At 36.1% G+C, this 26,603-nt stretch carries 19 protein-coding genes and 2 pseudogenes; 12 read left to right on the top strand and 9 right to left on the bottom strand.

Annotated features, from left to right (window positions below; translation table 11 throughout):
• Nucleotides 1-6 precede the first annotated feature (6 nt).
• Together aroH and P3F56_RS06115 are read left to right on the top strand one after the other, a co-directional pair.
• The gene (gene aroH, locus P3F56_RS06120) at nt 7-423 is read left to right on the top strand and encodes a chorismate mutase (protein WP_405054742.1); all 417 of its coding nucleotides are present in this window, start codon (nt 7-9) and stop codon (nt 421-423) included.
• Between the two features lie 469 nt (nt 424-892).
• Nucleotides 893-1,168, top strand: a complete 276-nt coding sequence (locus tag P3F56_RS06115) for a hypothetical protein (RefSeq protein WP_281152033.1) — start codon at nt 893-895, stop codon at nt 1,166-1,168.
• Nucleotides 1,169-1,263: 95 nt separating this feature from the next.
• Here P3F56_RS06115 and rodA read toward each other — a convergent pair whose 3' ends face one another.
• The 4 genes from rodA to P3F56_RS06095 form a co-directional block, all read right to left on the bottom strand.
• A complete protein-coding gene (gene rodA / locus P3F56_RS06110; protein ID WP_281152032.1) occupies nt 1,264-2,517 on the bottom strand; it encodes a rod shape-determining protein RodA in 1,254 nt (417 codons plus the stop codon).
• A gap of 35 nt (nt 2,518-2,552) precedes the next feature.
• Nucleotides 2,553-3,614 (bottom strand): Mrp/NBP35 family ATP-binding protein, encoded by a 1,062-nt coding sequence (locus P3F56_RS06105; RefSeq protein WP_281152031.1) that lies wholly within the window; start codon nt 3,612-3,614, stop codon nt 2,553-2,555.
• Between the two features lie 844 nt (nt 3,615-4,458).
• Nucleotides 4,459-5,052 carry a PAP/fibrillin family protein gene (locus tag P3F56_RS06100; protein WP_281152030.1) on the bottom strand — a complete coding sequence of 198 codons (594 nt, stop codon included), beginning with the start codon at nt 5,050-5,052 and terminating at the stop codon, nt 4,459-4,461.
• Between the two features lie 96 nt (nt 5,053-5,148).
• Nucleotides 5,149-5,895, bottom strand: coding sequence for a phycocyanobilin:ferredoxin oxidoreductase (locus P3F56_RS06095; protein WP_281152029.1), 747 nt, complete (start codon nt 5,893-5,895; stop codon nt 5,149-5,151).
• A gap of 236 nt (nt 5,896-6,131) precedes the next feature.
• On the opposite strand from P3F56_RS06095, the gene tatA reads away from it, so the two are divergent.
• The 3 genes from tatA (at nt 6,132) to eno (ending at nt 8,589) form a co-directional block, all read left to right on the top strand.
• On the top strand, nt 6,132-6,299 hold the full coding sequence (gene tatA / locus P3F56_RS06090) for a twin-arginine translocase TatA/TatE family subunit (RefSeq protein ID WP_281152028.1): 168 nt from the start codon (nt 6,132-6,134) through the stop codon (nt 6,297-6,299).
• An 808-nt stretch (nt 6,300-7,107) separates the two neighbouring features.
• A complete protein-coding gene (locus P3F56_RS06085; protein WP_281152027.1) occupies nt 7,108-7,266 on the top strand; it encodes a hypothetical protein in 159 nt (52 codons plus the stop codon).
• Between the two features lie 33 nt (nt 7,267-7,299).
• Nucleotides 7,300-8,589 carry a phosphopyruvate hydratase gene (gene eno, locus P3F56_RS06080; RefSeq protein WP_281152026.1) on the top strand — a complete coding sequence of 430 codons (1,290 nt, stop codon included), beginning with the start codon at nt 7,300-7,302 and terminating at the stop codon, nt 8,587-8,589.
• 267 nt (nt 8,590-8,856) lie between these two features.
• On the opposite strand, the gene P3F56_RS06075 is transcribed toward eno, so the two are convergent.
• The 3 genes from P3F56_RS06075 to gmd all read right to left on the bottom strand — a co-directional run bounded on the left by P3F56_RS06075 (nt 8,857) and on the right by gmd (nt 14,047).
• Nucleotides 8,857-11,274, bottom strand: coding sequence for a transglycosylase domain-containing protein (locus P3F56_RS06075; RefSeq protein WP_405054741.1), 2,418 nt, complete (start codon nt 11,272-11,274; stop codon nt 8,857-8,859).
• A 453-nt stretch (nt 11,275-11,727) separates the two neighbouring features.
• Nucleotides 11,728-12,678 carry a GDP-L-fucose synthase family protein gene (locus P3F56_RS06070; RefSeq protein WP_281152025.1) on the bottom strand — a complete coding sequence of 317 codons (951 nt, stop codon included), beginning with the start codon at nt 12,676-12,678 and terminating at the stop codon, nt 11,728-11,730.
• Between the two features lie 280 nt (nt 12,679-12,958).
• The gene (gene gmd, locus P3F56_RS06065) at nt 12,959-14,047 is read right to left on the bottom strand and encodes a GDP-mannose 4,6-dehydratase (RefSeq protein ID WP_281152024.1); all 1,089 of its coding nucleotides are present in this window, start codon (nt 14,045-14,047) and stop codon (nt 12,959-12,961) included.
• Nucleotides 14,048-14,408: 361 nt separating this feature from the next.
• Between gmd and fumC the strand changes: the two genes are divergently transcribed.
• From fumC to P3F56_RS06050, 3 genes are all read left to right on the top strand, one after another.
• Nucleotides 14,409-15,803 (top strand): class II fumarate hydratase, encoded by a 1,395-nt coding sequence (fumC, locus tag P3F56_RS06060; RefSeq protein WP_281152023.1) that lies wholly within the window; start codon nt 14,409-14,411, stop codon nt 15,801-15,803.
• A gap of 2,085 nt (nt 15,804-17,888) precedes the next feature.
• A complete protein-coding gene (gene recF, locus P3F56_RS06055; RefSeq protein ID WP_281152022.1) occupies nt 17,889-19,031 on the top strand; it encodes a DNA replication/repair protein RecF in 1,143 nt (380 codons plus the stop codon).
• A 289-nt stretch (nt 19,032-19,320) separates the two neighbouring features.
• Nucleotides 19,321-20,973 (top strand): BRCT domain-containing protein, encoded by a 1,653-nt coding sequence (locus P3F56_RS06050; RefSeq protein ID WP_281152021.1) that lies wholly within the window; start codon nt 19,321-19,323, stop codon nt 20,971-20,973.
• Nucleotides 20,974-21,803: 830 nt separating this feature from the next.
• Here the strand turns inward: P3F56_RS06050 and P3F56_RS06045 are convergent.
• Both P3F56_RS06045 and P3F56_RS06040 read right to left on the bottom strand, forming a co-directional pair.
• Nucleotides 21,804-22,943: a class I SAM-dependent methyltransferase gene (locus P3F56_RS06045; RefSeq protein ID WP_281152020.1), complete on the bottom strand. Its 1,140-nt coding sequence runs from the start codon at nt 22,941-22,943 to the stop codon at nt 21,804-21,806.
• Nucleotides 22,944-23,064: 121 nt separating this feature from the next.
• Complete coding sequence (locus P3F56_RS06040) at nt 23,065-23,157, bottom strand: DUF1499 domain-containing protein (protein ID WP_281152019.1); 93 nt, start codon at nt 23,155-23,157, stop codon at nt 23,065-23,067.
• 491 nt (nt 23,158-23,648) lie between these two features.
• On the opposite strand from P3F56_RS06040, the gene P3F56_RS06035 reads away from it, so the two are divergent.
• The 4 genes and pseudogenes from P3F56_RS06035 to lysS all read left to right on the top strand — a co-directional run.
• On the top strand, nt 23,649-23,858 hold the full coding sequence (locus tag P3F56_RS06035; protein ID WP_281152018.1) for a hypothetical protein: 210 nt from the start codon (nt 23,649-23,651) through the stop codon (nt 23,856-23,858).
• Between the two features lie 574 nt (nt 23,859-24,432).
• Nucleotides 24,433-24,501 (top strand): annotated as a pseudogene (locus tag P3F56_RS10515) (hypothetical protein); the annotation flags it as partial.
• Nucleotides 24,479-24,631: a pentapeptide repeat-containing protein gene (locus P3F56_RS10510; RefSeq protein ID WP_405054784.1), complete on the top strand. Its 153-nt coding sequence runs from the start codon at nt 24,479-24,481 to the stop codon at nt 24,629-24,631. The pseudogene P3F56_RS10515 and the gene P3F56_RS10510, both read left to right, overlap by 23 nt.
• Nucleotides 24,632-24,931: 300 nt before the next feature.
• Nucleotides 24,932-26,540: pseudogene (gene lysS / locus P3F56_RS06030) on the top strand (lysine--tRNA ligase); the annotation flags it as partial.
• Nucleotides 26,541-26,603: the final 63 nt, after the last annotated feature.

The following is a 26,603-nucleotide window of genomic DNA, read 5'->3' as shown; positions in this document are numbered from 1 at the left end:
ACTCTAATGTTAAGCAAAAGTTGTTGGAGGGATTTGATTGTGAATTGCAAAGTGCGGGGCATTCGAGGAGCAACCACAGTATCAGACAATACCAAGGAAGCGATAAAGGATGCTGTAACCGAATTGCTTGAGGAGATTGAAATCCGCAACCAACTTGATCCCGAAGACATAGTTAGTGCGACCTTTACCACTACCAAAGACCTTGATGCCATTTTTCCCGCAGCGATCGCCCGTCAACGTCCGCATTGGGATAATGTTCCTTTATTAGATCTGCAACAAATGCACGTGGAAGGAAGCTTACAAAGATGTATTCGGGTGTTAATTCACTTCAATACCCCAAAGCCTCAAGTAGAAATCTATCATTCTTATTTACGAGATGCTCGTAACCTTCGCCCCGACTGGCATTTTATGAAATTGGGATAATGTTCCTTGTTCGTCACGTAACGGCTACTTTTAACTTTTCCAATTGAAAGGTAACGGTTTAAGCTATTAACATCAATGGGTATGAGCCTCATGTTGTCCTAGAGCAGTATAGGTTGGACGTTTTGTGTTTTTTTTTGAAAAACTCTAAGGTCCGGTTAAACCTCTTGTTAAAGAAATCACGAAAGAGCAGCCAGTGGTATTTTTTTGTAGTGCAGGCTATTCGCCTATTTGAATAGAAAATTGCTATTGCAAGTCGAAGATAAAAAGATAAGAGTTATCATTTGTTTAGATACACAGTAAAGACAGTTATACCATCCGTTTAAGAAGCTCTCATCCCTTAAAATTAGCTCATAAAACAGAATTTAATGGGGGAATTCCAAAATTTTGAGGTCGCAAACAGGATTAGCATTAATATCAAACTGGTCAACTTATTTTAAGTTCATGATGAGGTAAAATCAAGGTAATAGACATGAGACAAACAACAGTTACACAACAACAGGAGCAAATTGCCTATCCTAATTTACCTCTAGCAGTATATCGAGAATTAGCGGCTCATTTGCAACAAATCGAGGGAGTAACCACTGAGTTAATTCCTCAACAGTCAGAACAGTTTGATTATGCTCAGAGTCAAGTGGAAACCTTACTAATTCAGTATCCAAGTTCCCTTGATATCCTAGAAAAACACCAGATACAAATAATTTTAGACTATTATGCTAAAATTCATGGAGCCTATGAGCGGAGGTAGTTAAATCGTTAGTTTTAAACATTTTTTACTCCTTATTGAATTAAAAACATTAAACTAAATTAGTCAAATATTAACTAATAGCTTTTAGTTGATAACTAAAGTCTTTTTTGGGTACTATAATTAGCAACAGATTCCACCAAACCTAGAGCAATAAAATTAGTTAGTAGGGCGGATCTACCATAACTTAACCAGGGCAGAGGAATCCCCGTAATAGGAGCTAAACCTACCGTCATGCAGATATTAACGACAACTTGAAATGCGATCATTGATAACATTCCAACAGCCAATAAAGAACCGAAGTTTTCTTTAGCCTGACAGGCAATAATTACTAAGCGAAAACAAATTAACCAAAAGGCAAATAAAACACAAATACTGCCAATAAAACCAAACTCTTCTCCGACTGCCGCGAAAATAAAATCCGTATGTTGTTCAGGAATAAAATTTAGTTGAGTTTGAGTTCCCTGATGCAGTCCCCGTCCCCATAATTCTCCCGAACCAATAGCAATGCGGGACTGAATTAACTGATAACCCCCACCGAGGGGATTTTTTTCTGGTTCTAAAAAAAGAGTTAGGCGATCTTTTTGGTAGTCTTGAAGTAATCTCCATAACACACCACTTAATTGCCCTGCTACTATATTAATAGCGACCGCTCCCATGGCAAAGGCAAAACGCAAGGGTAAAGTAAACCAAGCAATTGAACCCATGATCACTGTCCAAATAATCCAACCTAGGGGCAAGACGTTGACTAACATCGCAGAAACCAGGGGAGATAGAATTAAAATGAGCCATCCTGGGTGCATATTTGCCCAATATAACATTCCCAAAGTAATTGCTGTAAAAACTAATCCTGTCCCTAAATCTGGTTGTAACATTATCAGCACCCAAGGAACTGCCATTACCGCAAAAATTCTTAAGACGGCTGGGATTGTTGTGGCTTGTTTTTCATGTAACAGGGCCCCTAAGGTAATAATCAGACCGACTTTAGCAAATTCTGAAGGTTGAATATTAAAGCTACCAATACTAATCCAACTTTGCGCCCCATTAGCCGCTACTCCAATGATAATCACCGCAATAAGAGAAATATTGGTGATAGCGTAGGTTACCCAATGCAACTGTATAAGAGGTTCATATCTCCAGCGAGCTAAAGTAAAAGTGATCACTAACCCTATTATCCCAAAAATCCAATGTTGCCACCAATCTACCGATCCTTCTAGAAGTTCGGTACTGCGGATCATCAACCCTCCTAAACTGGTTAAACCCACAATTAAAAACATCAATAGCCAATCAACTTGGGCTAGGTTATACAACCACAAAGGTAAACGTCGTCTTTTAGCAAGTCTAGGCATCATTCAGGACAACTCCTCATTTAAAATAGTTTCTTAACTTAGGTTAAAGTAGCTACCGATACCTTAGCAGCAATTTGTTTAGCGGTTGCGGTTAATGCTTTAGCAGAAACCGATTCAGGGGCAGCTACAACAATGGGAATTCCTTGATCTCCTCCTTCACGTAAAGCAATTTCGAAGGGGATACAACCAAGTAAGGGAACATTTAATTCTATGGAAGCCTTTTGACCCCCACCCGAACCAAAGAGATCGTAAGTGCGATCAGGTAAGTCAGGGGGAATAAAATAGCTCATGTTTTCCACCAGTCCCAACACATTAACCCCTAATTGTTGGAACATTTTTAGCCCACGACGAGCATCTGCCAGGGATACGGTTTGAGGAGTGGTAACAATGACAACACCCGCCATAGGAACTGCTTGAGCGAGAGTTAATTGAACGTCTCCAGTTCCTGGGGGCATATCTACCACTAAATAATCTAAGGCTCCCCAATTGAATTGATAGAGAAATTGACGAATAATGCCATTTAGCATTGGACCACGCCAGATAACTGGTTGATCAGGGTCAATTAAAAAGCCCATGGACACTATTTTTATCCCATAATTAAGGACAGGCTCTAGGACTTCCCTGTGGTCCCCCTGTTCTACCTTAAACCGTGCGTTGGCTAATCCTAACATAATCGGAGTATTGGGACCGTAAATGTCAGCATCGAGTAAGCCGACTTTAGCTCCCGTTTGGGCCAAAGCAACAGCTATATTTACTGCAACAGTGCTTTTCCCCACACCTCCTTTACCACTCGAAATAGCGATGATATTTTTGGTTCCAGCGACAGATTGTTGACTGGGTAACACTTTTTGTTGAGGGGTTTCGGCGGTTACTTTTACTTCAACAGTTTTCACCCCTGGTAATTGTTTAACGGCTTTTTGACAATCTTCAACGATAAATTCTCTTAAAGGACAAGCAGGAGTAGTCAAGACTAGGGTAAAACTGACTTGGGAGCCATCAATGACTACATTACGAATCATATTTAAGTCTACTAAGCTCTTTTGGAGTTCAGGGTCTTGAACTGGACGTAAGACTTCTAAAACCGATTGAGTATCGAACATTGTAATTTTTAAGTTCTCCTTGTAAGCTAATGTTAAGGATTTTTTATACTGCACCTGCACCTATGAAAATGTTAACGGTTTTGGGGACACAGATGTTTGATGGTAAGTAGGTGAGCTTAAATAAGTAGAGCTTGAAAGCACTAGTCAAAAAGAAAAAATCTTGCCAGGGTTAAAATAAGAGCAAATATGTTTGACTTAAAAAACAAGAATATTCAAGTAAAGAATGAGAAACAAATAAACAAGGTGTGTAAAATTTTACCAGTCTTCTCAAAAATGCACCAATTAGATAAAGTGGCAATTGATAATAGTTTTTTTGAACACTCATGGGGTACAACGATTATAAAAATTAGTTGATTGATGTAAAAAAGTTATCGAAGCACCTAGGCTAGATATTCGATTAGAAGAAATTATTACCTATTTTAACCAAGTAACAGTATAAGGTATCAATAGTAAATTGAAGTTGATTGAAACGAGAGCTTATGAATTTATAAATTACGTCAATTTTTATCTCTAAAGTTTCCTAATTTGGCTTACTAGTTAGTTTTATATCACAAGTTTCGCATAGTCAGATTAGCTAAATATCATCTCTTCGTTTAAGGGTCTTTCTAAGAAGAGGAGTAAAGAAGAACTTTTAGTTAAATAAAGAAGATGCATATGAATTAGCCATAGCAGTCATAGGAGCAATCGAATCACATTCAGGACAAAAGAGTTTTGGAAGTTATTAACTAGTAATTTACTCTACTCTGACTATGAAGAGCTCGTATTTCTTCCGCAATCAGTGTTAAAATATCAGTAATTGATCGAAAAAAGACATGACATTGGCTCAATTATTCTAAAAATTTAGTTAAATTCCCTTTTCTTTAGATAGAACAAATACATTTCCTTCATTCCCTCTCCCTACTCGAAGATCATCATCTAAATAAGTAATTTCTAACCATCCCTTTTGTTCTTGACTTTCGATACTAAAGTCTAAAGGAAAAAACTTTTTTCCTGCTTCAATGTCTTTAATTAATTGGGTAGGTGATCGATATCCTAATAACCTTTGGGGACCAATAATATAACGTTCAAACTTAACATTAATTCGCCTGTCAGAGACGACTTCAAACTTAGCTATAACACTCACTAATCCTTCTAAAAAAGGTACTCCAATAATTTCAGCAATATTGTAAAGTTTCCCATCAGCCATGCGAAGACATTGATAAATTTGTCCTAATTGCAATATGGGAAGGCGGTCAAGTCCTAAAATTCCTTTACTTGTGGTATAGAGTAACCTCCAATTCCCATCGAGGAATTCTTTTGCTTCTAGCGTTTGAGGGATGGGGTTATGATCTTCAAGTTGTTCTAAGGCCGAGAGAACTCTTACCCGATCCATTTCCGTTGCTAATAACCCTCGATTTTTGCCGGCGATCGTTTCTAACAGTCTTGCTTTCTCATTCATTCTTAAATGTTTCCTCTAATTAATTCTTGGTAGGAAGTCATATATTTTTAACTAAAAACTTCTTTCACTGTCTTTTTAGAGTTACTTTTCAAGAGTTTATTTATCCTGGGGAGGTAAGTCAAACAACACTTGAGTCATATATTTATTAGCCCATTTTTCACCAAAAGCTTTTTCTAGAAGCCGACGGGTTTTATCATTTTGTTGTTGCTTTGTGCAATAGTAATGCTGTCCGGCTAAATTAGACATTTGCTGTTTATTAGAAACAGTTTTAGAATCCATCGCAGTTTGACAGTGAATTTTCAAAAATTCAGTCACACGAGACAAGAATTGAGTTTCTTCTTCTAGGTCAGTTGGACGGATAAATAAACAATAGTCAGAGAAAATATCGCCCCATTCGGGTAATCCACGAGATTCAGAAAACTCCAAAACTGGTGATTGGGATAGGGCTTGGTGGTATTCTGAAGAAAGAGTCAGTTCTTGGTTAGCAGGAGATAAATCTGCGATTGCCGCAATTACTCTTCTAGGACTTGCTACGATATCACAACCGAACATAGGTAGGGAATAAATCGGATGAGGAAACATCACACAATGAAGAATATCCAATTCCTGTCCTACTTTTGCCAATTCTAAATGGAGTTTACGGAACTGAGGAGTTTGATAGCATTGATTTTCAATCACCACTTTTTTACCTCCGAGTTTTCCTTCCACATGTCCTAACCCATCAGGTAATTCATAGGAGACTAGGGGTAGATACTGTTCCCAATGAAATTGGATGATATCAGCGAGTAGTCGTATCAAGGGGTTGAGTTGAGAGCGAACAGAAACAGGTGAAGTGTCTAACATACCGCTTACTAGCTACAATTTTCGGATCATTGGCGAGGAGTGCTACACAAGATAAAATTTGTCCAAGCAATTCTCCACTAGCATCAAACTCAATTGTTGCAGTCTAGGCTATTCTAGCATTATGTTAAGAAATTAATTCAGTGTTATCCTTTAAACTTCGGTGTTTTTCTAGCATAGAATATTACTAGTAATTTATTGATCAAACCGAATTAATTGTTGTAGTATCTGGAGTTGATATGTTTGGATTAGGATGGACGGAAGTAGTGGTTATTGTCGGTGTTGCTTTATTAATTTTTGGTCCTAAAAAAATTCCCGAAATTGGATCTAATTTGGGAAAAACTCTACGGGAATTTAAAGATGAAATCAATTCTTCCGAGGATGAGTATTTTGATGATAAAAATTAAGTGTTACTGTCAACAAATAAATATTAGCTACCGCAGTTATGGGCTAATCTTAAGAAGTTAACTAAAATAAATCTCCTAATACTAGATTAATCTTAATAAGAGATAGCTCCTCTAGATTTAAGAATGATATATAAATCATCAAAATTTATATATCATTCTTAAATCTAGAGGAGTAAAAAACATTGATAAATTAGTCTTTATCGTCATTTAGACAAACTAGTGTGACCCTGCTTGCATTAACATCCGTTAAGAACGATTACGGCGTTACTTACTAAAGTGCAACAGTTAACTTCCCCACGCCCCATCAAAATAGATAGCACAGTCGATGGAAGTTAACCAAGAGAAATTAGAAGAGAAAGTTGTCAATTTAACCACCTCCTTAAGTCAAGAAAATACAAAGAAGCGAAATCAAGAAAGTGACTAGCTATATCCTGTCCATTGAACTCACTGCCGACAAAACTGAAGAAGTTGGCAGTGAGTTCAATTGATATCAATGGACAAGTTAAAAAACAATTAGGTTTTCGTATGGTCTCCACCATCAATACAGACTTGGTGGTGATTGAAACGGAATTTGAAAGCTAGATCAATAAATTTATTCTCACCTTTAACAAAAATTTGTTAAGAGAAACTATCGGAGTAGATTTTCCCAATACTGAAGTCATTGAAGATCTTACTCAAATTATTATCAATCATAGTGGCTGCCGACGACTTTATTTGTGTCGGGAGGTACTTGAGTTCTACTCTGAAAACTGAGATTCTCCCTAACAGATTTCAAACCGATTAGCAACAAATTCAGAAGGTAAATTGTTTGTTTGAACGCATTGTTAAGACAGAGGTGCGATCAGAGTCGAGTCTTGATAAGGTAAATGTGGTGATTGTGGAAACACAATTCCAGAAAGCGACTAAAGGATTTTTTTTCATTTTTGATGAAAATAGCTGTATTGTCGGGATACATCTCACTAAATAATCAGATTTCTCTATTATTGGACAGACCTAACCCATGCTAAACAAACCTGAAGTTCTCATTGAAGCCATCACCGCTAGAGAGATTTTAGACTCCCGTGGTCGCCCTACCATTGAAGCAGAAGTGTTTCTCGAAACAGGTGCATTTGGTATCGCACAAGTCCCTAGTGGGGCATCAACAGGGAGTTTTGAAGCCCACGAATTACGGGATGATGACCCTAACCGCTATGGCGGTAAAGGGGTACTCAACGCTGTTCGCAATGTTAAAGAAAAAATTGCGCCCCAATTGTTGAATACTAATGCCTTCGATCAAACTTCTGTTGACCAGAAAATGATTGATCGTGATGGGTCTTCTAATAAAAAAGAATTGGGAGCTAATGCTATTCTCTCAGTTTCTTTAGCGACGGCTAAAGCAGCAGCGGCTGAATTACAGATACCTCTTTATCGCTATTTAGGAGGTCCTTTAGCCAATGTTATCCCCATCCCCATGATGAATGTCCTTAACGGGGGCTCCCATGCAGATAATAATGTTGACTTCCAAGAATTTATGGTGATGCCCATTGGGGCCGACTCCTTTAAGGAAGGGTTGCGTTGGGGGGCTGAAGTCTTCGCGACCCTGAGAAAAGTTCTCAAAGAGCGTAACTTGTTGTCTGGCGTGGGGGATGAAGGGGGCTATGCTCCCGACCTTCAGTCTAATCAAGAAGCCTTAGATTTGCTAATTGAAGCCATTGAACGGGCAGGGTATAAACCTGGAGAACAAATGGCTTTGGCCATGGATGTGGCTTCAAATGAGTTCTACAAAGATGGACAATATATCTATGATGGGTCAGCCCATTCTTCCCAGGAATTCATTAAGTATTTGGCTAAATTAGTGGATCAATATCCTATTATCTCCATTGAAGATGGCTTACAAGAAGAAGACTGGGATAATTGGAAACTTTATACTGAGTCTTTGGGTTCTCGCATTCAATTAGTGGGGGATGATTTGTTTGTTACTAACCCAACTCGTTTACAGAAGGGAATTGATATGGGAGTTGCTAATTCTATTTTGATTAAACTCAATCAAATTGGAACGCTGACTGAAACCTTAGAAACTATTGCCTTAGCTACTCGTAAACAGTATAGTTCAGTGATTAGTCACCGTTCAGGAGAAACCTCAGACACTACTATTGCTGACTTAGCTGTAGCCACTCGCGCTGGACAGATTAAGACCGGTTCTTTGTGTCGCAGTGAACGGGTTGCTAAGTATAACCGATTATTACGCATTGAAGAAGAGTTAGGTGATCGCGCCCTTTATGCGCCTAAGGTTGGTTTAGGACCTCAATAAGGACTTAAATTACTTAGGGTTTGATTGATTTATTTTGCCCACCTTGAAAGGTGGGTTTGTTCTTTTTATAAGTTTTTATATTCAAAAGACATACACAAAAAATAGATCTAACGTAGAACCACGAACTTATAAAAACTCATAAAACTATTTAGGTGCGTTACGGCATCAAAAAAAGGAAAGAAATTCCCCAAAAAAACTGCATTTAGCTGAACTTACCCTACTTAATGTTTTGCTTAGGTTAGGTCTGCTGATTCCTCACCCAGGTAGTTAATTAGCTTTACGTGACGCAGGAGGAGCCGGAGGCGCAAATTCAGCCTTAGGAGTGGGACTGGGCCTTCTAGTAGCACTAGGGGCAGCAAGAGGGTTAGAAACAGGGGGTTTAGTTTGGGACGTAGCTGCTGTCTGTGGAAGAGGAGTTGATAGAGTAACTGAGCTTTTTTTTGTTTGAGATGGAACTGCTTGTTGAGAACGAGTGTCGACGCGCTGACGGCGAATTACGGTTTGTTTTCTGCGACGGGTACTGGGCATAGACCTTGAACGCGATGATCCAGACTGTGTAGCCACTGTATATGATTTCTTTTCCGGGCTAATGGGTTCGGCTTTAATGGTTGGTTTACGTCCTTTTATATTGGGAACAAAAGGAAAAGACTCAATGGGGGTACTTTTGACGGCTTCCTCCATAAATTCTTTCCAAATAACCGCAGCCGTGGTGCTTGATCCCCTGGTGGGACGGTTATTATCGTTCCCTAACCACACTCCCGCTGTTAATTGGGGAATATAGCCAATAAACCATAAATCTCTGGCTTTATCAGAGGTTCCAGTTTTTCCTGCTACTGGTCGCTTTCCTAATTGAGCAGAGGTTCCAGTTCCCCCAGTTACTACCCCTTGTAGCATAGAAGTCATAATGGCAGTGGTATCGGAGTCGATCACTTCTTTGGGAGGAAATTTAGCTTGATATAGAATCTGCCCGTGGCGATCAAGAACGCGATCAATGCCGTAGGCGCGTTGATGGATACCAAGGTTGGCTAACGTTCCATAAGCACTAGTTAATTCAAGTAAATTAACTTCCCAGGCTCCCAATGCCAGGGAATAGGTTGGTTTTAACTCCGATTCAATACCCATTTTTTTTGCAACTTCAATGATAGGGTTCCATCCCACTTTCACCAATGCTTGAACCGCTACCACGTTTAATGAAGAGGCGAGAGCTTTGCGGATGGAAACGGGAACACCGCTATAGCGATAACCATAATTCTCTGGTCGATAACCATCCACCACGTAGGGAGAGTTTTGGAAGGTTTGGTCAGGCGAAAGTCCGGCAGCGATCGCGGTAGCATAAACAAAAGTTTTAAAGGTAGACCCTGGTTGACGTTGAGCTTGAGTAACTCGATTATATTGATGATTTTTATAGTCTTTTCCCCCAACCATCGCTTTAATTTGTCCGTTACGAGGATCAACTGCTGTCAATGCTGCTTGTTTAAACCCTTGCCATCGACCATATTCTGTTACGGCCTTTTCAATAGCGGCTTCTGCAGCTTCTTGCCATTGATGATTGAGGGTGGTTTCTACCACAATCCCCCCCTGTTGCAGCACCTCTTTAGAGATATATTTCGGCAGTTGAAGTTGAATATAATCGGTAAAATAAGGAGCTTTTCGTTGTAGCCGTTTGGGTTTACTGGGTTTTAAGACAATGGGCTCAGCAATTGCTTCTTTTACTTGGGAAGCACTAATAAAGCCTTTATTTTCCATTCTTTGTAGTACGAGATTTCGACGTTCTATAGTGGCTGTCTTGTTCTGAATAGGAGAATAAACACTGGGGGCAGGGACAATTCCTGCTAGGGTAGCCGCTTCAGCTACAGTTAGTTGGTCGATAGGTTTACTAAAATAGACCCAAGCTGCATCGGCAACCCCATAAGCTCCCGATCCTAAATAAACCAAATTGAGATAACGTTCTAAGATTTGGTCTTTAGTCACTTTTCTTTCTATTTTCTGAGCCAAGCGCATTTCCTTAATTTTTCGGATTATGCTGATTTCCTGGTTCAAGAAAACAATCCGTGCTAGTTGTTGAGTTATTGTGCTTCCTCCTTCCACTACTTCTCCCGCCAGTAAGTTAGAAAAAGCTGCACGAACAACCCCATGTATATCAACCCCTCGATGGTTCTTAAAGCGATGATCTTCACTAGCAATAAATGCTTGAATAACGAAGTCAGGAATCTCCCAAATTTTTAGGTTTTCATGAGTAACTGGCCCTACTTCTTTAAGAACAATCCCATCAGATGATTTAATGATTAAGGTTTTAGGAGGAGCATAGGTAAGGACTTCTTCAACTGGTTCCGTGATGCTACTTTCAAGTTGATAGATGCCATATCCTAGGGCAATCACACCACTACTGGCTCCGAGTCCTATCCCAAACAACAGATAAAATTTTGGATTATGGCTTATGGAGACAATTCGTTTAACAGAATTAATAGAGGTTTGGGACACCTCTTGACATAAGTTAACCAGTCGAGGCAAGGTCTTAGAGATTTTTATTGAGAAACTGATTTTAGGTTGTTTTTTATCTTGACAAGACTCGATGTCATCAGAGTCATTACCTAGATTTTGATTTATCTTTTCAAGGTTTTTTGATTTTGAGTGCAGAATTTGATCTATTTTCTCTCTAAACTTTGACCCTAACTGATTAAACACGCCTACTCCTCACCAAATCTTAATAACGGTGTGATATATCTAGATGATACATAATTTTTTGTTTAATGGATAAGTTATTGTAATTCGTTTCAATCTATTGAGTTTAATTATAATTTTATTTCCTATCTATTAAATTTATATGCATCTATTTTATAGATGATTGTTTTAACTTTTTTAGGCTAGCTGTAAAAAAATCATAGTAAATAAAAGCTAAAAATCTTGGTTTTTCAAACTTTTAATAATACGAGAATTACTTTTCTAAAAGTAAAGTTTTTGGAGTCATTGAATATAGTTATAATAGAAATTACTAGAAATATTGCCTGCTAATTTAGTTAATTTAGTTTAAAAGGGCTATTATGGCTATTGTCTTTATAGCTCTATCAAAAAAATAAACATTATTAACGAGAGTTTTAAAATTGTTTTTAATTTAGTTTAAAGTTAATATTTTTAGACTCATAGAGTTACTTTATCAAAATTTTGGCGGTACCAATCAATAGTATTTTTTAACCCTTGTTTAAATTTAACTTGTGCTTTAAATCCAAATTTTTCTTGTGCACGAGCAGTATCTAAACAACGACGAGGTTGCCCATTTGGTTTATCTATTTGCCAAACGATGTTTCCTTTAAATTCCATTAATTCACAGATTAATTTAACTAAATTATAAATAGATATTTCGTGATTTGTTCCTAAGTTAACAGGGTCTGGATCACTGTATAATTGAGTTCCCATCACAATTCCTCTGGCCGCATCTGTTGAGTATAGAAATTCTCTTGTAGGAGAACCATCACCCCAAACAGGAAGGGTTTTATCTCCTCGTCGTTGGGCTTCATATACCTTACGGATCAAAGCAGGGATAACATGGGAACTATGAGGATCAAAATTATCTTCAGGTCCATATAAATTAACTGGAAGCAAATAAATTCCATTAAATGCATATTGCAAGCGATAGGATTGAAGTTGAACTAATAAGGCCTTTTTAGCAAAACCATAGGGAGCGTTAGTTTCTTCGGGGTATCCATTCCAAAGATCATCTTCTTTGAAAGGAACAGGTGTGAACTTTGGGTAAGCACAAATTGTTCCGACACAGATAAACTTTTCTATTCCTGCTTCATAAGCAGCGTGAATTAATTGGGTTCCCATCATCAAATTATCGTAATATAATTCGGCTGGTTTTTCTCTATTTAAGCCAATTCCTCCCACATGGGCAGCCAAATGAATAATAATATCGTGTTGATTAGCTACACGTCGACAATTTTTCAAAATCCGTAAGTCACAGTCTTGAGAACGGGGAATAGCAATTCTCTGAGCATTAGCCCCTGCTTGGACTAATTGCTTGACGACTTGTTTGCCCAAAAATCCAGCACCGCCTGTAACTAAGATTCGCTTATTTGTTAAATCTAACATTAGTCAATATTACCTAATATTTTACTTATTCAATTATTAACAATTTAAGGTTTAAAATCGAGGGTAGGGAGATATTGGTTGTTATCTAAATAGGATGACAGATAAATAGTGTGGCCAACATTTTGTTTTTTTATTCAGGATTTATAATTAAGGCTCAAGATTTATCATAGAAGCTATAAAGCGCTTACCATGAGTTTATAGCAGTATAAACATTACTATGAGATGGATAGCGCATAAGCATACAAAATTTGGAGCGAATTCAGTTACCACGAATATATCATTAGTCCACGGTTAAGCTTGTGGCTCGGCGAATATAAGCATTATCTTTAACTAGCAATGTTCCGTTTTTGGGGGTTTCATTGGGGCGACGAAGTCCCAAAACCGCTAAGTCTGCCTCTACCATCAAATGGACTAATTCTTCGAAGGTGACAGACGGTTCCCACTCCAATTTTGTTTTGGCTTTAGTTGGATCCCCGAGAAGTATATCGACTTCGGCCGGACGAAGATAACGTTCATCGAAAGCAACGTAATCTTCCCAGTTGAGGTGGACGTAACTAAAGGCAAGATCGAGGAATTCTCGAATAGAATGAGTTTTTCCTGTGGCTATAACATAATCATCTGGTTGTTCTTGTTGGAGCATTAACCACATGGCTTTAACATAGTCTTTAGCGTAGCCCCAATCCCGCTTAGAGTAGAGATTTCCCAAAAAGAGTTCTTTCTGAGTTCCGGCGATAATACGGGCGATCGCTCTGGTAATCTTTCGGGTAACGAAGGTTTCTCCGCGACGGGGGGATTCATGGTTGAATAAAATTCCATTACAGGCAAATAAGTTGTAAGATTCTCGATAATTTACCGTTTGCCAATGAGCGTAAACTTTGGCACATGCGTAGGGACTACAAGGATAAAATGGGGTAGTTTCTTTTTGGGGAATCTCTTGAACCTTTCCAAACATTTCTGATGAGCCTGCTTGGTAAAAACGTACTTCAATTCCTGTGCGGTGTTGGTAGTCTCGAATCGCTTCTAGAAGTCGCAAAGTCCCCATTCCCACTGAGTCTACAGTATATTCTGGAGAATCAAAACTGACCCGGACGTGAGATTGTGCTCCTAAATTATAGATCTCAATAGGTTTTACTTCTTCTAAAATTCGACGCAGGGTGGTACCATCAGTTAAATCTCCATAATGGAGGAATAATTTTGCCTGAGGATTATGAAGATCAATGTACATATGATCGATGCGATCAGTATTAAAAGTTGAAGTTCGTCGAATAATCCCGTGAACTTCGTATCCTTGTTTTAATAAAAACTCACTTAGATAAGAACCATCTTGTCCAGTGATGCCTGTGATTAGGGCGCGTTTAGGTTGAGTCATAGGTAGATGATTATATATTTTTTAAGTTCAAAATTAAGTTATCATCAATTATACGCATCGCTTTAATTTTTGTCTTTTTTATAAGAAAAAACTACGAACTATAGATTTCTTAGCTTTTCAGGTTCTAAAGTTTCCATGAAATAAGAGCCAGTCAATCTTTTCAAAAAGAGATTTAAATATACCCACTTACTTTGATTCAGAAATATTCTTTTATTTCATAGCTTTTTCAATAAAAACTAGATTCAGTAAGATTCTTTGAGAAGTCCATTACGAGAGATTCAGTTTTGATTTGACAACAAGAAGGACAGAAAATTATGGAGTGTTATATGATACATAGTCATAGTACTTTATGAAAAGATGTATGCGAACTGAAACCGACAGTATAGGAGCTATTGATGTCCCAGATGATTGTTACTGGGGAGCGCAAACTCAGCGCTCACTCCATTATTTTGCTATTGGTAATGATATTATGCCTCCAGAAATGATTAGGGCTTTTGGTATTTTGAAAAAGGCGGCGGCTAAAGTTAATTGTGATTTAGGAAAATTGCCCTTTGAGAAATTTGTATTAATTACACAAGCCGCAGATGAAGTCATTGCAGGAGATCTTTATTCTCACTTTCCTTTGAGTATTTGGCAGACAGGAAGTGGCACCCAAACTAACATGAATACAAATGAAGTGATTGCAAACCGAGGGATTGAATTAGCGGGAGGTATTTTGGGGAGTAAAGACCCTATTCATCCCAATGATCATGTTAATATGTCCCAGTCTTCTAATGATACTTTTCCAACAGCGATGCACATTGCTGCGGTGGAGAAAATTAAGTATAATTTGTTGCCAATGGTTATCAAATTAAGGGATGCTTTAACAACAAAAAAAAAGGAATTTGATGACATTATAAAAATTGGTCGAACCCATCTTATGGATGCAGTTCCTTTAAGCTTAGGACAGGAATTTTCAGGCTACATTTCCCAACTTGATAAAAATCTTGATCGTCTTCAACGAATTTTACCTGATCTCTATGAATTAGCCATCGGGGGAACGGCAGTTGGGACTGGGTTAAATACTCACCCAGATTTTGCTCAACGGGTGGCGGATGAAATCGCTCAATTAACCAATTTACCTTTTGTTTCTTCTCCCAATAAATTTGCAGCTTTAGCCGCCCATGATGCTATTGTGATGACTAGTGGAGCCATTAAAACTTTAGCAGGTTCTTTGATGAAAATTGCTAATGATATTCGCTGGTTAGCATCGGGTCCTCGTTGTGGTTTAGGAGAATTAATATTACCGACAAATGAACCGGGGTCTTCAATTATGCCAGGGAAAGTTAACCCCACGCAATGTGAGGCAATGACAATGGTTTGTGTACAAGTAATAGGTAATGATTCAGCTATAGGAATAGCAGGAAGTCAGGGAAATTTTGAACTAAATGTTTTTAAACCTATATTGATTTTTAATCTTCTCAATTCTATTCGGTTATTAGCCGATGTTTGTTCCTCTTTTACAGACCATTTAGTTTTGGGTATTAAACCTAACAGGGAACAAATTGAGGTTTATTTAAACAATTCTTTAATGTTAGTAACTTCTCTAAATCCTCATATTGGCTATGATAATGCAGCAAAAGTCGCCAAGAAAGCTTATCTTGATCAGATGACTTTAAAGGAAGCCTGTATTAGTTTAGGGTTTCTCTCTGCTGAAGAATTTGATTTTTTAGTTAGTCCTGAAGACATGGTTTATCCTGTAGAGGATAAACCATAAACTATTATGTCTATGTCTAAATCTGACAGTCTAAATAAAGTCCAAGAACTGATCGCTAATATCTGCAAACAAAAATGGTAAAATCAGGCAACGAGTTTTACTGTTAGAAAAAGAAAAATTACATCAAACTAATCCCTGTATTAATACTGGTATTCTTATAATTATTAATACAGGAATTCAAGAAAACTCATGTAAATTAAGCTGTATAAGCTTCTACAAAGTAGTCAAATTTAGAATAAACTGCACTATGTTGATAACTATTAAGCAAGTAGGTAAACTGTCAACTCGTACTCATAGAATTAAAGAATGCGCTAGCATAAGAAGCTTAAATAAAGTTCAAAATTAATAGATACATTAGTTAACGTAAATTTGACACTAATTTTAACCGGTTAAATAAAGTTTAGACTATTTTGTTCAGTGTTTAGTTAGTTAATTTCTTTAGATTTTCGAGGCTAATTTATATTTATTTTTTAACATCCTACTGGCTCATTTTTTTCTTATTACTTGCCAATTGTTAACCTTGAAAAGTCTCTAAATATAGTCCATATTAAAACCATTTATTTATAAGAAGCAACTTATTTTTCATCTTGACCATTTTCTTTCGGTCTGTTCTATTACTTTTTATTTTTTCTTTAGATCAACTAACTGATGGATTCCCGTAGATTAAAATCTGATTTATTTAAATATTTTCAACAGATTTCTCCCAAGGATTCGCAGAGTATCGAATAATTCTATTCATCCAAGTCTGTTCCATAGCTCAATAATTATTCGTATACACTGAGTAATTATCAAGAACAACTCCCTTACCTATTTCTTTGTGCAGTATTTTTTAGCTTCATCTATTTTTCTATCTATAATTTTTGTGCTTTTTTGTTTTTTTATAGGACATTGATCAATTCCTATTATCACTTTTATTCTTTCCCATTTCTAGCTTTTTTTTGATAATTTTACCGATTCTTCCAGAATTTAATTTTACTTCTATCTTTTTAAGAAAAAATTTAGATAATTGTTTGCTATCATGAGCTATTTCATCATTTTATTGAATTTCCTCAAAATACTTAGTATCTTCTTGCTTTCGAGTTCTTTATTTTTCACTTATCAGAAAACATTAAAATCCTTCTCTGCCTAGACTAATCCATCTATAAATTGCACTTTGTGATAATTTTACCTAGTGTGCAATTTCTTTAACTTTTTATCTTCTTGAGTCTAAACATAATATTTCTGCTATTGTTCTTGTTCTGGAAGAAATTTTCGGATTGCGAGTCAACTTTGATAGTTTTTACTCTTTTAATTCTATTAGCTGAATTTTTAGGCAGGCTGGGATTTAGCAATCATTTTTTTATCACTTTTTTATTTTTTACTTATTTAAATTAACTTACTTGACTTAAATCAAATCTTTTCCTACCCCTACTTTAAACACACTAGTTAATCAGATACGATATTTTTCTTGGAGAAATTAAATTAATTCGAGATAAAAAGTCCATTATTATTTCTATGGAAAATCTGATTGTATTAGTGGAATATTAGATTGTCAGGTAAGTACGGCATATTTCTGCTCAAGGTAATACTTGAATCGGTTCAATTGGAGTATTTTAAATTTTATTGGATATTTGAGAGTTTACTAAAAAAATGGTCTTATTCAGAAGACGGTTAAAACTGCACAGTTTGCCGATTTAGAAAAAGTAACTGGTCCAAAAGCTAAGCAACAATTAAGAATTTATCAGCGATCTGTCAAGTGAGTTTATGGTTTTTCTCGGAAAAGCTGCGGGACAAGCTGATCTGGGAGTAGAATAGGACTGTGAACTCACGTAAATCCCCAAAAAAGAGACTTAAAAGCCTTACTATTGAATAGTACCTTGGATGATAGTTCGATTAAATCAGCAACTTTCCTTGATTTATCAAGGGCAGAATTGGTAAGATTTGAATGAAGATCTAGCCATCCTCAGTAGCATCAATAACTTTAAAAGTATTTATTATCGTACTCTCTTTATAATTGGGAATTACGTTGGAAGCAGAAGAGAAGAGTTACAATACATTCTACTTATCCCTTAATATCTATCCTCTTCTTTTGCCTCTGCCTAAAAAATGTATCTCAAAACCCTACATTTACATAATTTTCGGAATTATTTTGAGCAATCGGTTAAATTTGATCAACAAAAAACTATTTTGTTAGGAAATAATGCCCAAGGAAAGTCCAATATCCTTGAAGCAGTGGAATTATTAGCCACTCTCAAAAGTCATCGAACAAACCGCGACAGCGATTTAATTTTTGAAGGAAAGAATATGGGGCAAATTTTGGGAAATGTTGAACGGACCTACGGTAAATCGGACCTCGGCATTATCCTGCGTTCTCCAGGAAGACGAACTTTAACTCTGAATCAGGAAAATCTACGCCGCCATCTGGAATTTTTGGGAAGTATTAACGCGGTAGGGTTTTCGTCCTTAGACTTAGACTTAGTTAGAGGTTCACCTGATACTCGTCGAAGTTGGCTAGATACTCTATTAGTTCAACTAGAACCGGTCTATACTTACATATTACACGAATACTATCAAGTTTTACGTCAACGCAATGCCCTACTAAAAAAATTACGAAAAAAAGTCGCCAAACAGGAAACATCCGCTGATTTAGAGTTCGAGATATCTCAATTGCACCTTTGGGATCGGCAGTTAGTAGAGACGGGTTCACGGGTAACAAGGCGAAGGGCTAGAGTAATAGAAAGATTAACCTCTTTAGCTCAAACTTGGCATAAAAATATTAGTGGAGGACAAGAAACCTTAGAAATAACCTATTTACCTAATATTTTCTGTGATTCAGATGATTCAATTCAAGTGAAACAAGCATTCCTTGATAGAATGGAACAGCGTCGCATTGCAGAACAACAATTAGGGACAAGCTTAGTAGGACCTCATCGAGATGATGTGAGATTTACAATTAACCAAACTCCTGCTAAATCTTCTGGTTCCCAAGGACAACAACGGACTCTTGTTTTATCTTTAAAATTGTCCGAACTTCAATTGATTGAAGAGGTGATAGGAGAACCGCCATTATTATTACTCGATGATGTATTAGCTGAACTTGATCCGAATCGACAAAACCAACTATTAGAAGTCATTCAAGGGCGATTTCAAACCCTGATTACGACTACTTATTTACATTCTTTTAATGCTCAGTGGTTACAATCTTCCCAAATTCTTAAGGTAAAAGCTGGCAAAATTAATCTTTGTTAAAGACTAATTTAGTAAATATTTTAAGATAGTTAAATTATCAATGGATGCTCTCAAATTTCTTAAATTATGTTAAGAATAACCCTCTTGCATATCTTACAGTTTTCACCCTCTCCGACTTCTCTCCCCTCTTCTTCTATTAAGATTTGTAAGATTTAATCTATTTACCCCGTTTCTAGTATGACAGCCTGATATATATAGTAAGAATATAGATAGGTCACATCAACTTGACTGAAGAATACGCTCTACATCAACAGTTAGCCTGCGGCTGCTTTTATTTAGGAGAAGTAATATGACGAATCAAATAGTTTATGAGATTGCCGCATTGATGCTTGTTTTAGGAGCTTCTTGGGTGAACTATTCGCAACTTCGTCGTAATAGCATGAAACGGGAATTAGAACTCGTTGACAAACAGAAAGAGATCAACCAAGAGAAAGAAACTCTACATGAACAGCTAACTTGTGCTGTCATGTCCAATAAAACGTTAACTCATGATCAAGAGCAAATTCAGCATCAACTTGATGAAGTCTCTTGTCAACTTACTAATTTGAAAGAGACTGTTAGTCAAATAGAATTCGACAAGAGTAATTTAACTAGTAATTTAAAGAAAAAACAGCAAGAAATTACCGCTTTAACAAAAGATTTAGATAAACATAAAGAAAAACTTATATCTTTGGAAAAGGATCTTAAAGAATCAGAAAGATTAAAACACAAGTTACAAATTGAGCAACAAGAGCAAGTTTCTTCTCTTCAACAGCAACTTGAGAGTTTGCGTCGAGAAAAGAATCATACATTCAATACATTACAAAAAGAATTAGAGAAAATTGCTACTTTACAACAACAAGTAGATAGTTTTACTCAAGAAAAGAAAAAACTTGAAGAGATTCTCGATAAAGGAAATCAACGAACAGTTTCTTTAGAAAGGCAACTTCAGGGATTAGCCCGAGAAAAAGATACTATACAAGCTGATTTACAACAAAGGATAGATAGTTTAACTCAAGAGAAAAGAATTTTTGAAGAAACTATAATCAAAGAACGTGAACAACTCGCTACTTTGCAAAAGCAAGTTAAAGAAAAAGAAGTTTTAGAAGTTACCCTGCAACAAAGGATAGATAGTCTAACTCAAGAGAAAGAAATTTTTGAAGAAACTATAACCAAAGAACGTGAACAACTCGCTACTTTACAAAAGCAAGCTAAAGAAAAAGAAGCTTTAGAAGCTACCTTGCAACAAAGAATAGATAGTCTAACTCAAGAGAAAGAAACTTTTGAAGAAACTATAACCAAAGAACGTGAACAACTCACTACTTTACAAAAGCAAGCTAAAGAAAAAGAAGCTTTAGAAGCTACCTTGCAACAAAGAATAGATAGTCTAACTCAAGAGAAAGAAACTTTTGAAGAAACTATAACTAAAGAACGTGAACAGGTGTCTTCTTTAGAAGAAAAAATCAAAGGGTTAAAAACGCAACAATCGAGTATTAAAGATAGTGTTGCTAAACCTTATAATATTCCATCTCAATCACAATCGATATCAGAAGAAACCCAATTAGAAGAAACCCAATTAGAAGAAACCCAATTAGAAGAGACTCAATTAGAAGAGACCCAGGAAGTTAAAGGGAAATTAACTAGAGGAAATACACAAGAAAAAAAAGAAACCCAAGAAAACCAAAAAAGTTTAAACCAAGAGAATTTGTTTGAGGGTAAAAAAGTAGTTGTATTAGGAAATTTATCCCAAATGAATCGAGATGAGGCTAAGTCGTATATTCAAAAAGCAGGAGGAACTTTAAGCAGCTCCCCTAGTTTCAAAACTCACTACGTTGTTGTGGGAAAAACTCCTGGTGAGAAACTAAAAAAAGCTCAAAAGTTTGGTATTTCTCAACTTTCAGAAACTGAATTTATCGAAATACTTGAATCAGCCGGAGTTTCTGTTGATGTCGACTCTAAATAGTTAAGCCTATCTGGAGGAGATTATTGTCTATGTTAATTAAATCCCTAGATGGAATATCCATATCTCAAGTAGCAATTTTCGCAAGTAGTACTTTTATAGTAGTAAATTACCTATGGTGTAATCACCTATGGGCTATCCTTGATAAGGATGACAAAAAAGTAGGCAAATTATCTTGTATCTCTAATATTTAAGCAGTTATAGTTAAATTTATATTGTCTTAATTATGGCAACTTCTTTGATAAAGACTTTGTCGAATCGCTTTCTTCCGGTAATATCATGGGCTTTTGTTTAATGTCATCTCCGTTTTTTTAGCATTTTTTTAGTCTGACCTTAACTAAACTACTTGTATATACTAAGTAATTCTTTTTAAAGATTACCGTATCTATTCCCTTATTTTTATAGTATATAATTTAACCTCATCTGCAATTTCTTTGATTTTCTACTTTCTTATAAAGAGAAAACTTCAGCTCTCGTTCTGGAGAAAATTTCTGGGTTACGAGCTAACTTTAACAATTTTTATTTTTTAATTCTATTAACTGAACTTTTAGGCAAGCTGGCATTTAGTTATTGCCTTTTCAAACTACTTTTCTATTTTAGACTTTTTTATTTTCATAGGAAAAATAATAGCTTACTTTTTTTCAAAAGCTTTTTTTAAAAAAAAGTTTATAACCAAGAAAAGGCAAACTTTTAGAGTTTGGTGAATCCCAATCAATTCAACCATTTATATGATGTTGATTTTAAAATCAAGTTTGCAAGTGAATAAGTATTTACAGATTAAAAGATAATGTTGTAATTCTTAGTATTGAAAATACTCAACATCCATGGTTTTTTCAAAAAAAACCCTTAAGCGGTCGCCTTTTTTCTTCTTTTGTTAGTCCTTTACTTTGTAACAATACTCCAAACCCTCCTAACCCCATGGGATCAATTAATTGGTGAAGGGTATCCCGACGTTTAATCACGTCAAGAAAAGTATAGTTACCTGTGGACAATTCTAACAGGCGACTGCCCACTCCTAATCCCATTAAAAATAATCCTTGTTGAGTTAATTTTACAGTTTCTAAATTTAATAGTTTCCCTTGTTTTTCTAGAGCAGTAAAGTTGACATGAGATGTCATATCTTGCTGTCCAATATTAACATAAGGATTATTATGATGACGGTGCTTATAATAACATTTTAACGTTCCTTGATGGCGTTGAGGATGATAATATTTACTAGCTGTATGCCCATAGTCTATTGTTAGTAGATAACCACGTTTTAACTTACTACATATTTTTTTTAACCAATCTAAAGCCTTCAAATTAACTTCTGTTCGGTAGTTTTCAGGATATTCATTAGAATTCAAATTAATATCAACTAACTTAAAATAATCAATAATTTTTTTTGTTGACAATTCTGAGATTACTTCTTTTATTTTTCCTTCCGATTGCGTTATATATATTTCTGTTATTTTTTTATTTTTAATAGTTATCAGATGAACTGGAAAAGCATCAATTAATTCATTGCTAAAAATACAACCAGTTAGAGACGAGTCTTCAATTTTATCCCACGATTTCCAAATAACTTTACTCTCCTTACCAGTCAGGCTAAGAATACTTTCCTGCTTTTCAATTAATCCTTGTGCTTCTTCAACAATAATATACTGGGTTACTTCATAAAAATCTGGATAATTATCCTGTAAATACTTCAAAATGTCAGCAGCACACCAACCACTTCCCGCACCTACTTCCACTAAATTAAAAGCTTTGGGAGAGCCTAATAATTTCCACATTTCCAAAAACTGTTCAGCTAGCAATTCTCCAAAATCTGAGCCCAAAGAAGAAGCTGTAAAAAAATCTCCCTGAGTTCCAATTTTTGCTCGTCCAGAAGAATAATATCCTCCTTGGGGGTGATAAAGGGCTAGACTCATATAGTCAGCAAAAGTGATTTTTTGCTGGGGGGATTTTTCAATAGCTTCAATAATAAATTGCATAATTTCCAGAAAAATACAGTAAGATTGTTAGGCAATTAAAGTATATTAGGCTACTCTAACACACTCAAAACATTAACTATTGAATGCCTATAAATTTACTAAACATGCTGACGATTAACTCCTAAATAAGTTCTCCAGAACGAGAAGCTAATCGCACATCAATCACCCTTTTAAGTTTATTAACAAAAAATTCTATATCATCAATGAACCCCATCTAACAACTAGTGAATTAAGCGTAGAGATAACCATCAGCTTCTTTGATAATTTGAGTGCACTCTTAATTTTTAGTCATATCTTTAAGAGTGGCGATTGCTGACGATGTTCTACACTGACGAGTGATAGAATAAATGTAAAGTTCGGAGTCAAAACTTTGAGAACTGATACAGTTGGGACTACTTGGATAAGCTGTCAGTCTTTGCTCGCTTACACCCAAATTCTCAGGTTGTGTCTCTCAAAATAGTTGTAGTATCAGAGGCAACTATTCAAACAGTGATCTAAATAAACACGAGCCCAACGGAACAACAATCATCAGTAGAACTGGATTTATCCTTCTTGACAATTCAGCCATTGTAGACTTAACCAAATTACTCCGTAAGTTTATCCCATTTACTTGGATTAACTTAACCTTTAACAAGGGGATAATTGAAGAAAATAATTTTTCAAAACCCCTAGTTATTAATTTCATCAAACACAAGGAGATTTGTGATGTTTATAGACGAATTACAGCCTATTTTTCGGGAATTTTTACAACACCCCTTAGTATTTACTGGGGGGCTTATATCTGGAAGTCTAAAACTAAAATTATCCGAAGATCCCTTAAAAAGCTGGTTAGAAAAACAAGGACTTACTAATTTTACTTATACAGACAGCACTTCCGATAACGGAAGTGGTCCCCAATCAATTTCCATCGATTGACTTCTAACTTCTATAGCATCAGCAAGGCTACATTGAGAGACTTGCTGATACTCTATCTAAAGAAAAATAGCCAACTTAGACAATTTTGATTATGTTCCTCAGAGAATATTGAAATTGGACTATCCTAATTAATTGGTATTGACCTTTTTTTGAATCCAATTAGTCAAAGCCAAAAAATATGACGTCGGTGAGGTGTCATGAGCTACTATATTAAAATTCGTCAATAGAACTCCACTTCAATTAAAAAACGGGTGTTGACCTCTAAGAACTTATTTTAGACAAAGAGATTTTTAGGGTAACCTTTGGGTCTGCCGATTTATCTGTTTCAGGAACTCCTATTTGTGTAGTCAAGCAATTGCGTCCCGCTACAGGCAATACAAACATTTTCAAAATGCCTAAGCAATTATTTGAGCAAAAAGCCCAAACATTAAGTAAAGTGGACGTACATCAACGGACAGATAACCGCAGCTAGTTTTGGAAAAAGTGTTATGAAGCAACCCAAACCCAAAGAACTTTAAAGTCTTAACTATGGTTTAGAAACATCGACAGAAATTAACTCCACTAAGAAAAAGCAGAGTTGTCTCGCGTAGATTTTTGGAAAACCAATTTAAGTCAGGTAAATCTTAGGAAATGCGAAGCTTAGCGAAACCAATTTTAGTTATGTTAATTTAACAAGAGCTGATTTAGGTGGAGCAAATCTCTATGGCACTTGTTCTAAGTGTACTAACCTCGCGGAGGCTAATGTATGCGGTTCCAATATCACGTTTACTTGAATTACTCAAGCTAGACTCGAAACTACTAAGAACTAACTTACAAACTGTGATGTCTAATGGTGAATGTGGATTTTGGTAAGGACCAGAGCCCATAGGTATCAAAAACTTCAGATTAAACATTTAATAACTACTATAAGTCAAAGTTATTTTCCATATTTGTTAAGCATAATATTTTGGTGAAATTGGGAGATATTTAAGAGTAACAAGTTATAATGAAATTTCGTTTAGGTTCCTGTTTCTAGGTAATCCCAAACAGAAGTTTTTCTTCGTAGTTTTATACTATCTTAATTATCAATTACAATGTCTTCCAATCAGCCTCCAAAAGAATCCAAATCCGCCTCCACTTTAGAAGAAATTCGCGCAACACGTCTTGAGAAAGTTGAGCAGTTAAAACGATTGAATTTAATTCCCTACGCTTATAAATGGAAATCTACCAATACTGCGGCTGACTTACAGGATAAATACATTGATCTTAAAGATGGGGAAGAAATTGACCTAGAAGTGGCTATCGCGGGGAGGATTATTGCCCGTAGGGTGTTTGGAAAACTAGCCTTTTTTAACCTGCAAGATGAAACAGGAACCATTCAATTATACTTAGACAAGAAACGGATTCAATCCTCTATGGATAATTTTCCTGATGCGTTTAATAATCTCAAAAAGTTAACAGATACTGGTGATATTTTAGGGGTAACAGGAAACATAAAAAGAACTGAAAAGGGAGAATTATCTGTTAATGTTAATACTTATACTATTTTGACCAAGTCTCTGTTACCTTTACCTGATAAATGGCATGGATTAACAGATACGGAAAAACGCTATCGTCAACGCTATGTTGATTTGATTATTAATCCCCAGGCAAGACAGACTTTTCGCCGTCGTGCTCAGATTACCGCTTCGATTCGTCGCTATTTAGATGAAAAAGGATTTATTGAAATAGAAACTCCTGTTTTACAGGGAGAAGCAGGAGGAGCGGAAGCTCGTCCTTTTGCCACCTATCATAATACCTTGGAGATGGATTTATACCTGAGAATTGCTACTGAATTACACCTTAAAAGGCTAATTGTAGGAGGATTTGAAAAGGTTTTCGAATTAGGACGAATTTTCCGTAATGAAGGGGTTTCAACCAAACATAATCCTGAATTTACTTCCATTGAAGTGTATCAAGCTTATGCGGACTACTTCGATATGATGGAATTAACTGTAAATATTATTACTACTGCGGCACAGGACACTTTAGGAACTTTAAAAGTTATCTACCAAGGGGAAGAAATTGACTTATCTACTCCGTGGAGAAGGGTAACAATGCATGAAATTGTTAAGGAAAAAAGCGGTCTAGATTTTCATCAATTTAAAACTTTAGAAGAAGCAAAAAAAGCTGTTAGAAAAGCTGGAATTGAAGTCCCTGATAATTGTCTTTCTATAGGTAAATTACTCAATGAAGCCTTTGAGCAAACCGTTGAAGAAACACTAACTCAACCGACTTTTGTTCTTGATTTTCCAGTAGAAATTTCTCCTTTAGCTAAGCCTCATCGCTCTCAAAAAGGTTTAGTAGAACGGTTTGAACTATATATTGTGGGACGAGAATTAGCTAATAGTTTTTCTGAACTAACTGATCCGATTGAGCAAAGACAAAGATTAGAAAAACAAGCCGCTCAAAAGGCTACAGGAGACTTAGAAGCACAAGGAGTTGATGAAGATTTTTTAACCGCTTTAGAATACGGGATGCCCCCCACAGGTGGATTAGGAATTGGGATAGATCGCTTAGTAATGCTATTAACTGATTCAGTCAGTATTCGGGATGTCATTGCTTTTCCTCTTTTAAAAAGTCAGAGTGTTGCGGTTAAATCTTGTGAATATAATGCTGACAAAAAAGTTGAGAGTTGAATTTGACAATGGCAGTATCTATCAATAGTACTTTGTCAATAAACCTCTCTACTAAGAATTAGAAAAAAATAAACCAAAAGATTATCCT

Source organism: cyanobacterium endosymbiont of Epithemia clementina EcSB (genome assembly GCF_029919255.1).
Classification (GTDB): domain Bacteria; phylum Cyanobacteriota; class Cyanobacteriia; order Cyanobacteriales; family Microcystaceae; genus Rippkaea.
This window is presented reverse-complemented; position numbering and strand designations above follow the sequence as displayed.